The sequence below is a fragment of the Mesorhizobium sp. PL10 genome, from assembly GCF_053714315.1.
Genome location: NZ_JBSKBR010000011.1, coordinates 170901 through 183148 on the forward strand (window position 1 = coordinate 170901; position 12248 = coordinate 183148).

The window sequence follows — 12248 nt, forward strand, 5'->3', positions numbered from 1 at the left end:
GAACCCGAGGAGTCCGAGTAAACGCGGAAAAGATAGCCCGACACCCCATTCATTCGGACTTGCAAGGGCGCGGGCATTCACGATAAGTTGGATAACATATCCAGCATTTGATGCAGATTGCGGAAGGATTTGTCGTGAAGCATGCAGGAAAAGTCGTGATCGTCACCGGGGCGGCCCAAGGCCTCGGGCTTGCCTGCGTCGAGCGCTTTCATGCCGATGGTGCGAACGTCGTCCTGGTCGATGTGAAGGCCGATCGCGGACGCGAACATGCCGAACGCCTTGGTGAACGTGCCGTTTGGCTTTCGGCCGATCTGTCTGAAATCACCAGGGATATGGCCGCCGGCATCATCGCTAAAGCCCAGGACAGCTTCGGCGGCGTTGACGTTCTCATCAACAATGCCGGCGTCATCCATCTGGACGATTTCGTCGACTTCCCCGAAGAGGCCTTCGACCGGGTCCAGCGCGTCAACCTCAAGGCCCCTTTCCTGCTCGGCCAGGCGGCGGCGCGAGCCATGATCACGCAGGGACGTGGCGGCTCGATCATCAACATGTCGTCGATCAACGCTATCCTGGCCATTCCCAACTCCGTCGCCTACGCGGTGTCCAAGGGCGGCATCAAGCAACTGACGGCGGTGATGGCGGTCGGACTCATCCCGCACAACATCCGGGTTAACGCGATCGGACCGGGCACCATCCTTACCGACATGGTCAAGAGTTCGGTCATGGCCAGCGAGGAGCAGCGCCAGACCATCCTGTCGCGCACGCCGAGCGGACGTTGCGGCGAACCGTCGGAGATCGCCAGCGTCGCATCCTTCCTCGCCAGCGACGATGCATCCTACATCGTCGGCCAGACCATCTATCCCGATGGCGGCCGCCTCATCCTGAACTATACGGTGCCGGTGAAGGACTGATCCCCATGTCCGTGCTTCCAGCGCCTCGCATCAGCCTTGCCGGGTCAGGCGCGCTGCTTCTCGACGGGGCGCAGGGGAGCTTCGACGACGCTATCCAGGAGCGGGTCTGGGCTGTGGCGAATGCGGCACGGACCCTCGAGGGCGTGCGCGAGACTGTTCCAGGCATGAACAATCTGCTCGTGCTTTTCGACCCACTCGCTACGGACGCACTTAGCATTGGCGAGCAACTGAAATCACTTTGGGCCAGCACTGATGCCCACGCCGTTGCCGGCAAGTCGCATATGGTTCCCGTCAACTATGGCGGCGCGCGCGGTGAGGACCTCGCCAGTTGGGCCACGCATTGCGGCATGTCCGTCGACGAGGTGGTCAGGCGCCACGCGGACGCCACCTATACGGTCGCCGCTATCGGCGCCATGCCCGGCTTCCCCTATCTGTCCGGCCTCGACCCAACGCTTGCATGGTCAAGGCGCGGCACGCCTCGCCTGAAGGTAGTCGAGGGCGCTGTTATCATAGGCGGGGCCCAGGCAGGCGTCATGCCGATGACCGCGCCATCGGGATGGCACATCATCGGCCATACGGACGTGAAGCTCTTTGACAGCCAGGCGCAATGGCCGGTGCTGTTGAAACCCGGCGACAAGGTACGGTTCGAAATCGCGGGGATAGCGACATGATCGAAATCCTCACCACCGGCCTACCCAACACCGTCCAGGATCTCGGCCGCACCGGCTATCTGGCGCTGGGCGTCAGCCATGGCGGGGCCATGGACAAGCAGGCGCTGGCAATCGCCAACCTCATGTTGGGCAACGATCCCTCGGCTGCGGGGATGGAGATTGCTCTCTATCCGTTCCGGCTCAAGGCGCATGTCGACACGTCGATCGCCGTCACGGGAGCCGATTGCCCGATCAGCGTTGGCGAGCGGCGATACCCGTCCTGGTGGGCAGTCGCCATCCGTGCCGGCGAGATCCTTACCATTGAAGCGCCGCGGACGGGCGCGCGTTCCTATATCGGCTTCGCCGGCGGGCTCGACGTGCGGCCGGTCATGGGCTCGCGCGCGACGGATGTGAAGGGCAGCTTCGGCGGATTTGGAGGGCGCGGCCTATCTCGCGGCGACCGGCTTCAGCTCAACGTCGCAGAGGGGTCATTGCCCGTCGACGGGTTCGGCGTGGTATTGGAGGAGCGGCAGGCCATGAGATACGGTGCCGTCTCCACGATCGAGATCAGAGTCCTGCCGGCCGCCGAGTTCGACAACTTTACGCCGCAGGCGCATGCGGCCTTCGCCGGCAGCGATTGGAGCGTCACCAGCGACGCCAACCGCATGGGCTATCGCCTGTCCGGCGAAGCGCTCTCGCTCGTCTCACCGATGGAATTGCTGTCGCATGGCATCGTGCCGGGCACTGTTCAGGTACCGCCGTCCGGCCAGCCGATCATCCAGTTGGCCGACGCCAACACCTGCGGCGGCTACCCGAAGATCGCGACTGTGATCGAGGCCGATCTGTGGCGGCTGGCGCAGACGCCAGTCGGTGCTCGACTGCGTTTTGTGCCGGTATCGATCGAGGTGGCGACCGAAGCGTTGCGCGCGCGGCGCAAATGGAGTGAGACATTCGTGGCGGCCATGAACCCGAAAACGAGTATGAAGCCGGCCTCCAAGGAGATGAGATGACCGATATGACTGTGCTTACCGTCGCCGAGCTGCAGGAGCGCGTCGAAGCGATTTTCCGCAAAGCCGGGCTGAATGCAATCCAGGCCGGCGCGATCACTCGCGTTATCGTCGCTGGGGAGCGCGATGCCTGCAAGTCCCACGGCATCTACCGCATCGACGGGGCTCTAAGGACGATCAAGGCCGGAAAGGTGAATACAAATGCGATTCCCGAACTGGTGCCGCAACAGGCATCGGGCATCGTGAAAGTGGATGCGAAGGGCGGGTTCGCCAACCCTGCATTGGAACTGGGCGTGCATGAACTGGCTGAGCGAGCGCGTTCCTGCGGCACAGCCGCGCTTGTCATCAACGATGCCGTGCATTTTTCCGCCCTCTGGGTGGAGGTCGAGGCGTTGACCGACCGTGGCCTTGCATGTCTGGCCATGTGTCCAAGCTATGCCACGGTCGCTCCAACTGGCGGCAACAAGCCTCTGCTCGGCACCAATCCCTTCGCGTTCGGATGGCCGCGTGCAGGACACCAGCCTTACGTGTTCGACAATGCGACCTCGGTTGCCGCTCGTGGGGAGATCGAACTTCACCGCCGTGCCGGCAAGCCGCTGCCGGAAGGCTGGGCCATAGACTCCGAAGGCAGACCGACGACCGATCCCGAAGCGGCGCTCGCTGGCGCCATGCTTCCCTTTGGGGGGCACAAGGGGTCCGCGATTGGAACCATGATCGAATTGCTGGGCGGCATCATGATCGGCGACCTGACGAGTTCCGAAGCGCTCGATGTCCTTGGCACGACGACGCTTTATCCAGCTCACGGCGAGTTGGTCATTGCTTTCTCGCCACAAGCGTTTGCCGCGGGCCGTCCCGGAGATCCGCTGTCCCGTGCCGAGACCTTGTTCGATGCCATACTTGGCCAGGGAGCCCGCCTGCCCTCGCAACGGCGGTTCCTTGCCCGCGCGAAATCGGAAAAGGATGGCATCAGCCTCTCGCGGCAGGAAATTGAGCAACTCGATCGGCTGCTCGATCGAGGGATCGACGCCGTCTGATCCAAACCCGAAACCTTTCATTCCCACATCGACCGGGGAAACCGACCTCTCAGGAGAAGAATTATGCGTTGGTCAAAAGCATTCACCGTCGTCGGCTGCCATGCCGAGGGCGAAGTCGGCAACGTCATCACCGGCGGCGTCATCGACGTGCCGGGCAAGACCATGTTCGAGAAAAAGGAATATCTCGAAGCGCATATGGACGACATTCGCGGGCTTGTTCTCTTCGAGCCGCGCGGCGCGCCCTATGTGAACGCCAACATCATTCTGCCGCCCTGCGATCCGACTGCTGATCTCGGCTATGTGATCCTCGAAAGCACCGAATACCCGCCGATGTCGGGCTCGAACACCATCTGCGTGGCCACCGTCGCGCTGGAAACGGGCATCCTGCCGATGCGTGAGCCCGAGACGCGTCTGCGCATGGAAGCGCCGGCGGGCATGATCGAGGTGCGTTGCGCGTGCGAGAACGGCAAGGTGGTGCAGGTCGAATTCACCAACGTGCCCGCCTTCGCACTTCATCTCGACACGCCGGTCGAGGTCGAAGGGTTGGGTACGATTACCGTCGACACGTCCTATGGCGGCATGACGTTTGCCCATGTGAACGCCCGCGCGCTGGGTTTCGCGGTCAAGCCCGACGAGGCGCACCAGATGTCGCTGCTGGGTCAACGGATCAAGAAGGCGGTCAACGAGCAACTCGACGTCGTGCATCCCGAGAATTCTAAGATCCGAGACGTCTCCAACGTGATCTTCGAAGGTCCTGTGGAACGCATCGATGGGCGCGTCGAAAGCATCAATGGCACGGTGTGCCTGCATGGCCGGCTCGACCGCTCGCCGACCGGAACCGGCACCACCGGGCGGCTCGCCGTGATGTCGGCAAAGGGTCAGATCGCCAAGGGCGAGCTGTTTCGCAACAAGTCCATCATCGGCACCCATTTCGATTCCCGCGTCATTGCAGAGACACGCGTCAAGGATCGGGACGCGGTGGTGGTCACCATTGCCGGCCAGGCATGGATCACCAGCATCGGCCAGTATGGGCTCGACCCGACCGATCCCTATCCGCGCGGGCATCGCCTCAGCGACGTCTGGTTCTGAAACAACAGCAGCCGATCGCGCGCCGAGCGCTACAATTTGCATATCGATCCAGCCAGGGAGGCCACCATGCGAAGCACCAAATCCATTCACATTATAGGTTGCCACGCCGAGGGCGAGGTCGGCGATGTGATCGTCGGCGGGGTCGCCCCGCCGCCCGGAACCACGATCTGGGAGCAATCGCGCTTCATCGCAAGGGACCAGAGCCTGCGCAACTTCGTCCTCAACGAACCGCGCGGCGGCATCTTCCGCCATGTGAACCTGCTCGTTCCCCCGATCGACCCCAAGGCCGCCATGGGTTGGATCATCATGGAGCCGAACGACACGCCGCCGATGTCGGGGTCCAACTCCATTTGTGTGGCGACGGTTCTGCTCGATGCCGGCATCATACCGATGCAGGAGCCTCAGACGCGTTTCGTCCTCGAGGCTCCCGGTGGCCTGATCGAAGTCACGGCCGAGTGCCGAAGTGGCAAGGCCGAGAAAATCCGGGTACGCAACCTGCCGTCTTTCGCCGACAAACTGGACGTGAAGCTGGAAGTCGCCGGGGTGGGTACCCTGACGGTGGATACCGCGTTCGGCGGCGACAGTTTTGTCGTTGTCGAGGCCAGATCGGTCGGCTTCAAGATCGATCCGGACGAGGCCCGCGAGATCGCCGAAACGGCAATGAAAATCACTGCCGCCGCCAATGAACAGCTCGGGTTCAAGCACCCTGCGAATGCCTGGGATCACATCTCCTTCTGCCAGTTCACCAATCCCGTCGAGGTCGAGAACGGCATCCTGACCGGGAAGAGTACCGTGGTTTGCAGTCCGGGCAAGCTCGATAGGTCTCCCACGGGCACCGGTTGCTCGGCACGCATGGCACTGCTCCATGCCAGAGGGCAGATGAAGGTCGGCGATCGCTTTATAGGGCGGTCGGTCATTGGAACGGAGTTCGATTGCAGCCTCGAAGCGGAATGCAGCGTCGGCGGTCGAGCAGCCGTCATTCCGACCATTTCAGGCCGCGCGTGGATCACAGGAACACAGCATCATATGCTCGACCCCGCCGATCCCTTCCCCTCCGGCTATCGGCTATCCGATACCTGGCCAATGCTGGCCTGAAAAGGCATTCACCGACAAGGATCGCAAGCAAGGTCCCTACGATTCGCAACAAACGGAATGAACTGATGAACAGATGGACGGGGTTATTTCCCGCAGTGACGACCAAGCTCACTCGCGACGGCAAGGTCGATCTAAAGGCCACGGTGGACAGTATCGACAGGCTCGTGAGGAATGGAGTTTCGGGCGTAATAGTCTTGCCGATGCTGGGCGAGAATGGCTCGATGATTCTCACCGAACGCGAGGCCATCATCCGTGGTGCCGTCGAGGTCGTCGCGGGACGGGTACCCGTGCTTTCCGGCCTCGCGGAGGTGACGCTTGATAGTGCTCAGGCAAATGCGAAGCTCTACGAAAGTTATGGCGCTCAGGGGTTGATGGTCTTCCCGAGCCTTGGCTACAAGACCGACGCGCGCGAGACAGCCGAATGGTACAAGGGCGTTGCGCGAGCCTCAGCCCTTCCGATCATGATCTACAACAATCCGATCGCCTACGGGGTCGACGTCACAGTCGATGTGCTTCGAGATCTTGTCGACGCGCCTGAGATCGTCTGCATCAAGGAAGAATCGGGCGACGTCCGCCGGGTCACCGACCTGCAGGTCGCCTTCGCCGATCGTTTCAGCATCTTCTGCGGTGTCGACGACCTGATCGTCGAGAGCTCGTCGCTGGGCGTGACAGGTTGGGTTTCCGGGATGGCCAATGTATGGCCGGCCGAATGCGTTGAGTTGTTCGATCTGTGCGCGCGCGGCGCCTATCCCGAGGCGCGCGCTCTCTACCGCATCTTGACGCCGTCCTTCCATCTCGACACTCACGTCAAACTGGTCCAGTATATCAAGCTTGCTGAGCATCTGGTCTACGGCGCACCCGAATGGATCCGCCCTCCGCGCCTGCCACTTGTAGGCAAGGAACGAGAATTCGTCGTCTCAACCATCCGAAAGGCAATCGAGGCGCTGGACGCGCGAACAAGAGATGGGGCGTGACCAATTTTCCTTGTCGAAGTAAGGCGCGCGCCGCGGTCAGACCGCAGCGACGAACGCCTTGATCTTGACACCGCTCTCTTCCAATCCGGCCCGTACGCGGGCGGCGATGGCGACCGCCGCCGGCGTGTCGCTGTGGACGCAGATCGAGTCGATCGGCGTCTTCAGCAATTGCCCGGAAATCGTCTCGATGGCGCCTTTCGTGACCATCCGCACGACGCGCGCCGCTGCCTTCTCGGCGTCATGAATGACGGCGCCTTCCAGCTTGCGCGAGACGAGGAAGCCCTCTTCCGTATAGGCGCGATCGGCGAAGATCTCGGACTTGACCGTCAGGCCCGCTTCGCGCGCGATCCTGTCCTGGAAGCCAAGCGCGATCGCCAAGCAGATCAGACCGGGATCGATAGCTTTGACCGCGCGCGTCACCGCTTCGGCGACACTGCGGTCGGTCTGGGTGAGGTTGCCCAGCGCGCCATGCGCCTTCACATAGCGGATCGGGTGCCCGGCATAGGCGGAAAGCGCCAGTGCCGCGCCGATCTGGTATGCCACCAGCCTTTCGATCTCGCCCGCCGAATGCGGAATGACGCGACGTCCGAATCCCCAAAGATCGGCAAAGCTCGGATGCGCGCCGACGGCGACGCCCTTCTCTTTCGCCATCGAAAAAGTGGCAGCCATGATTTCGGGGTCGCCGGCGTGAAAGCCGCAAGCGACATTGGCCGAGCTGACGATATCGAGGATGGCAGCGTCGTCGCCGAGCTTATAGGCGCCAAAACCTTCGCCCATATCCGAATTGATATCGACTCGCAGTCCAGTGTCCGTCATGGCGTCTTCCCCGGGGTTATTCAACGATCATGTCTTGGTCGTCACAGCAACTCGTAGAGCGGCGTGCCGTAGCCGACGACCGTACCGTCATCGACCAGCGCGGCGCCCAGCGCGCCGTCCGCCGGCGCGACGACGGCCTTCAGACGGAGGCCAACTTGCAGGACACCGACCGTGTCGCCCTTGCGGATCGGCTGGCCGGGTTCGACGACCGGACGACCGGTCGTCGGGTGCGCGAGACGGAACACTCCGACGCCCGGCGCGCGCACGTTCTTCGACACCGCCTCGGTCGCTGGCACTTTGGCGACAACCGCGGGGGGCTCGGCATTGGCTGATTGAATGCGCACGCAAAGCGAAAAACCCGCCTCCGCCAATTCGATCTCCGCAATGCCCGCGGCCGCGCACCACGCGGCAAGTCTTTCGATGTCCTCAATTGTCATCGCCGCCTCGTCCATCGAGCAGGCCGCCTTCGATCAAGCGTTCCAGATGGTGGATGTCGAAGCCGCCGGCCGCGAAGCCTGGTTCCTTCATGAGGATACCATGCAGCGGCGCGTTGGTGGCAATGCCGACCGCGTCCATCTCCGTCAGCGCTCCGCTCATGCGGCGGATCGCCTCCGCCCTCGTTGCGCCATGGGCAAGCAGCTTGGCCACCAGGGAATCGTAGTGCGGCGGCACCGTGTAGCCGGAATAGAGATGCGACTCGACGCGGATGCCGGGACCGCCGGGCGGCGTCCAACGCTCGACCCGCCCCGGATGCGGACGAAAGCTGTAAGGGTCCTCGGCATTGATACGGCATTCGACGGCATGGCCTTGAATGCGGATGTCTTCCTGCCTGAACGACAGACGCTCGCCTTGGGTGATCCGGATCTGCTCACGTACGATGTCGATGCCGGTGACCAGTTCGGTGACGGGGTGCTCGACCTGCACGCGCGTGTTCATCTCGATGAAGAAGAAGCGGCCATCTTCATAGAGGAACTCGAATGTGCCGGCCCCCGTATAGCCGATTGCCAAACAGGCGTTGGCGCAGAGATCGCCGATCTCGGCGATCGCGTCGCGCGAAATTCCAGGCGCCGGCGCTTCCTCGATGATCTTCTGGTGGCGGCGTTGCATCGAGCAGTCGCGCTCGCCAAGCCAGACGGCCGTGCCGTGCCGGTCGGCCAGGATCTGGATTTCGACATGGCGCGGCTGCTCGAGGAATTTTTCCAGATAGACCTGCGGATTGCCAAAGGCGCGTCCGGCCTCCTCTCGTGCCAGCGCCACGGCCTCCATCAACGCGCTTTCCTCGCGCACGATGCGCATGCCACGTCCGCCGCCACCGCCCGCCGCCTTGACGATGACCGGGTAGCCCACTGACGCGGCGATGGCGCGCACCGACTGCCCATCCTGCGGCAGGGCTCCCTCAGAGCCTGGAACGCAGGGAACGTCGGCGGCCATCATCGCCCGCTTCGCCGAGACCTTGTCGCCCATGGTGCGGATCGCTGCCGCAGATGGCCCGATGAAGGCAAGGCCGGCATTTTCGACGGCCTCGGCGAAGGCGGCATTCTCCGAGAGGAATCCGTAGCCCGGATGGATCGCCCCGGCGCCGGTGAGCTGGGCAGCGGAAATGATCTCGGCGATGTTGAGATAGCTGTCGGCCGACGCTGCCGGCCCGATACAGATCGCCTTGTCCGCCAGCGCCACATGGCGCAGGCTCGCATCGGGTTCGGAATAGGCCGCAACCGTCTTCAGTCCGAGATCGCGGCAGGCGCGCAGGATGCGCAGGGCGATTTCACCACGGTTGGCGATGAGAACGGTGTCGAACATCGCGCTTAGCTCGCGTCTTCCAGAACAAACAGCACGTCGCCGGACTGCACGGCGGCATGGTCCTCGAAGGCGATCTCGACGATCCGTCCAGCGCGATCCGATTCCACGACGTTGAAGGTCTTCATGGCCTCGAGGACGCCGATCTTCTGTCCGTCCTCGACGACATCGCCCACCGCGACGAGTGGCGGTTCGCCTTCGCCGGCGGAGCGATAGAACATGCCTGTCAGCGGCGCGCGGATCGTATGCCGGGCAACCGTGGCTCCCGGAGTCGCGGCGGCAACCGGCGCGGTTTGCAAGGGCGATCCGGCCTGCGGCGCCGTGGCGGATGGCGAGGCCTGCTTGGCAATGCGAACGCGAAGTCCATCGCGTTCGATCTGCAACTCGCCGATCGGCGAACGCGAGACGAGGTCGATGAGCTCCTGGACGAACTTCAGATCCATGGCCGCTACCGCAACGCTTCGACGGCCTCGGCGATGCGCCCGATCGCTTTCTCGATCAGGTCCATCGACGTGGCTATGGAAATGCGGAAATGCGGCGACAGGCCGTAGGCCGAGCCTTGCACCACCGCGACCCGCGCCTGATCGAGCAGGTAGAGCGAAAGGTCGTCGTCACTTTCGATAACGGAACCATCCCGGCGCCGGCGTCCCATCAGCGCCGAGCAGTTCGGATAGAGATAAAAAGCGCCTTGCGGCGTCTGGCAGGTGAGGTCGGGGATTGATCGCAGCAGTTCCAATGCCCGATCGCGCCTGGCCTGGAACTCCAGAGCCCGCGGGCGAAGAAAATCCTGCGGTCCTTCCAGCGCGGCGATGGTCGCGGCCTGCGAGATGGACGACGGATTGGACGTGCTCTGGCTCTGCACCGTCGCCATGGCGCGGATCAGCGGCGCCGGGCCCCCGGCGTAGCCGATGCGCCAGCCCGTCATGGCATAGGCCTTCGACACGCCATTGACCGTCAGCGTGCGCTCCTTCAGCCGCGGTTCGACGGCGGCGATCGTGTGGAAAGCGCGGCCGTCGAACAGGATATGCTCGTAGATGTCGTCGGTCAGCACATGGATGTGCGGGTGGTCGAGCAGCACCGCGGCCAGCGCGGCCAGTTCGTCGCGGCTGTAGACGGCGCCCGTTGGGTTGGAGGGCGTGTTCAGGAGCAGCCATTTCGTGCGGCTACTGATCGCCGCGTGCAGAGCCTGGGGCGTTAGCTTGAAACCAAGCTCCTCTCCGCACGGAACGACCATGGGCTTGCCTTCGCCCAGAAGCACGATGTCGGTGTAGGAAACCCAATAGGGTGCGGGAACGATCACCTCGTCGCCCGGCGCCAGTGTTGCCAGCAGGGCGTTGTAGATGATCTGCTTCGCGCCGCCCGCGACGGTGATTTCCGAAGGCTTGTAGTCGAGGCCGTTGTCGCGCCGGAACTTGTCCGCCACCGCTTTCTTCAGCGCCGCTGTTCCGTCCACCGCCGTGTAGCGGGTCTCTCCCCTGCGCATCGCCTCATAGGCCGCCTCGACGACATGCGGAGGCGTCGGGAAGTCCGGCTCGCCGGCACTCAGGCCGATGACGTCGATGCCGGCCGCGCGCATTTCGATCGCGCGAGCCGTGACCGCCATGCTCGGGCTTGGCTTGATGACGTCAAGACGGGGAGCGAGCAGGCCCACGGACATTTCCTTGCCTATCACCCGAGATCCTCATCGGGTCAAAATTGGATAATGTATTCCAAATCGTTCGTCAAACGCCTTTCTTCCCCACGGACCGGCCGCGCTGCGCATCGACGGCATCACGATCTTTGTTTGCCAACGCATGGCCCGTCGTTCAGGTCAAAAGCTTCCAATTTCACAGCTTCAGCGAGCCTGCCCGGGAACTACGGTATCGCTGTTCTCGATCGCTTTGCTTGAGAATGCTCCCGCCACACTGAAAACATCCCCGACCCGACTACCAGAAATGCTCCGACGCCCATGTTCCAGGTAAGCGCCTCATTGAAGAAGACGACAGCGACGGCGATGCCGAACAGGAGTTGCAGATAGATCAAAGGCTGGACCTCAAGCGCCTCGAGAACCGCATAGGCGCGGATGAGAAAGTAGTGACCCAGCGCGCCGGTCAGGCAGAGCGAGGCCATGGGCAGCCAATCCGAGCGGTCGATGGATTCCCAGCACAGAACTCCGGGTAAGGTTGAGAATACCGCTCCAAAGACGCCGGTGTACAATGCGCTCGTTTGAAAGCTGTCTCGCCGGCCGACAGCTCGGGTTGCGACACCGTATAGGGCATTCAAGACAGCGCCGCCAACTGGCAGGAGCAGTGCAAAGTCGCCATGCATGGTGGCTGGGTTTATGATGATTATGACCCCGACCAGACCAACGACGACAGCGGTTGCGCGGCGCCAACCAACGATCTCTCCGAGCAACGGCACCGACAGGAACGTCACGAGCAGTGGGCTGACCTGGAGGATTGCCATGCTCGTCGCCAGCCCTGCATACTTGTAGGCCCAAACGCAAAGGGCGCTTGCCGAAACCAGAAGCAATCCCCTTGCGATCTGGAGAAGCGGATTCAGGCTTTGAATAGCGCTCCGCATTCCTCCCTGCGACGTCGCGGCCAATATGCTTACGAAGATGGCAAAGCCCCAAAATCGCACCATTGTGATAAAGAATGGCGAGTATTTCTCACCCAGCAATCTGCTGAAGCCGTCGAGGGCTGCGAACGTGCACGCAGTCAGGAGAGCGAACACGTAGCCGGATGTTTTGGCTTTCATAGCTTGTCAGTCGAAGCTCATGTGGGTCGATTCGCGCCAACGGCAGGTAAACGCTTGATAATATTATCCACAATTAACTGATTGCATACAATCGCGAGCAAGCCTTGGCCCAACCGTTTGCCGCTTTCAGGCGCGG

General features: G+C 62.6%; 13 protein-coding genes. 7 read left to right on the forward strand and 6 right to left on the reverse strand.

Features of this window, described 5'->3' with window-relative positions:
* Positions 1–134: 134 nt before the first annotated feature.
* From ACWGTO_RS19380 to ACWGTO_RS19410, 7 genes are all read left to right on the forward strand, one after another.
* Positions 135–911: an SDR family NAD(P)-dependent oxidoreductase gene (locus tag ACWGTO_RS19380; protein WP_454576409.1), complete on the forward strand. Its 777-nt coding sequence runs from the start codon at positions 135–137 to the stop codon at positions 909–911.
* Between the two features lie 5 nt (positions 912–916).
* Entirely contained in the window at positions 917–1582 is a 666-nt protein-coding gene (gene pxpB, locus ACWGTO_RS19385) for a 5-oxoprolinase subunit PxpB (RefSeq protein ID WP_454576410.1), read from the forward strand.
* On the forward strand, positions 1579–2571 hold the full coding sequence (locus ACWGTO_RS19390; protein WP_454576411.1) for a 5-oxoprolinase subunit C family protein: 993 nt from the start codon (positions 1579–1581) through the stop codon (positions 2569–2571). Before pxpB ends, ACWGTO_RS19390 begins: the two co-directional genes overlap by 4 nt.
* Positions 2568–3602, forward strand: a complete 1035-nt coding sequence (locus ACWGTO_RS19395; RefSeq protein ID WP_454576412.1) for an Ldh family oxidoreductase — start codon at positions 2568–2570, stop codon at positions 3600–3602. The genes ACWGTO_RS19390 and ACWGTO_RS19395 overlap by 4 nt, the downstream gene beginning before the upstream one ends.
* A 63-nt stretch (positions 3603–3665) precedes the next feature.
* Positions 3666–4691, forward strand: coding sequence for a proline racemase family protein (locus tag ACWGTO_RS19400; RefSeq protein ID WP_454576413.1), 1026 nt, complete (start codon positions 3666–3668; stop codon positions 4689–4691).
* A gap of 66 nt (positions 4692–4757) precedes the next feature.
* Positions 4758–5786, forward strand: coding sequence for a trans-3-hydroxy-L-proline dehydratase (locus tag ACWGTO_RS19405; protein ID WP_454576414.1), 1029 nt, complete (start codon positions 4758–4760; stop codon positions 5784–5786).
* Positions 5787–5851: 65 nt separating this feature from the next.
* Entirely contained in the window at positions 5852–6760 is a 909-nt protein-coding gene (locus ACWGTO_RS19410) for a dihydrodipicolinate synthase family protein (RefSeq protein ID WP_454576415.1), read from the forward strand.
* Positions 6761–6796: 36 nt separating this feature from the next.
* Here ACWGTO_RS19410 and ACWGTO_RS19415 read toward each other — a convergent pair whose 3' ends face one another.
* The 6 genes from ACWGTO_RS19415 to ACWGTO_RS19440 form a co-directional block, all read right to left on the reverse strand.
* A complete protein-coding gene (locus ACWGTO_RS19415) occupies positions 6797–7576 on the reverse strand; it encodes a LamB/YcsF family protein (RefSeq protein ID WP_454576416.1) in 780 nt (259 codons plus the stop codon).
* A gap of 41 nt (positions 7577–7617) precedes the next feature.
* Positions 7618–8028, reverse strand: a complete 411-nt coding sequence (locus tag ACWGTO_RS19420; protein WP_454576417.1) for an acetyl-CoA carboxylase biotin carboxyl carrier protein — start codon at positions 8026–8028, stop codon at positions 7618–7620.
* The gene (gene accC / locus ACWGTO_RS19425) at positions 8003–9376 is read right to left on the reverse strand and encodes an acetyl-CoA carboxylase biotin carboxylase subunit (RefSeq protein ID WP_454576418.1); all 1374 of its coding nucleotides are present in this window, start codon (positions 9374–9376) and stop codon (positions 8003–8005) included. Before accC ends, ACWGTO_RS19420 begins: the two co-directional genes overlap by 26 nt.
* A gap of 5 nt (positions 9377–9381) precedes the next feature.
* Positions 9382–9816 (reverse strand): acetyl-CoA carboxylase biotin carboxyl carrier protein, encoded by a 435-nt coding sequence (locus tag ACWGTO_RS19430; protein ID WP_454576419.1) that lies wholly within the window; start codon positions 9814–9816, stop codon positions 9382–9384.
* Positions 9817–9821: 5 nt separating this feature from the next.
* Positions 9822–11024 carry a pyridoxal phosphate-dependent aminotransferase gene (locus tag ACWGTO_RS19435; protein WP_454576420.1) on the reverse strand — a complete coding sequence of 401 codons (1203 nt, stop codon included), beginning with the start codon at positions 11022–11024 and terminating at the stop codon, positions 9822–9824.
* 203 nt (positions 11025–11227) lie between these two features.
* Complete coding sequence (locus ACWGTO_RS19440) at positions 11228–12112, reverse strand: DMT family transporter (RefSeq protein ID WP_454576421.1); 885 nt, start codon at positions 12110–12112, stop codon at positions 11228–11230.
* Between the last annotated feature and the right edge of the window lie 136 nt (positions 12113–12248).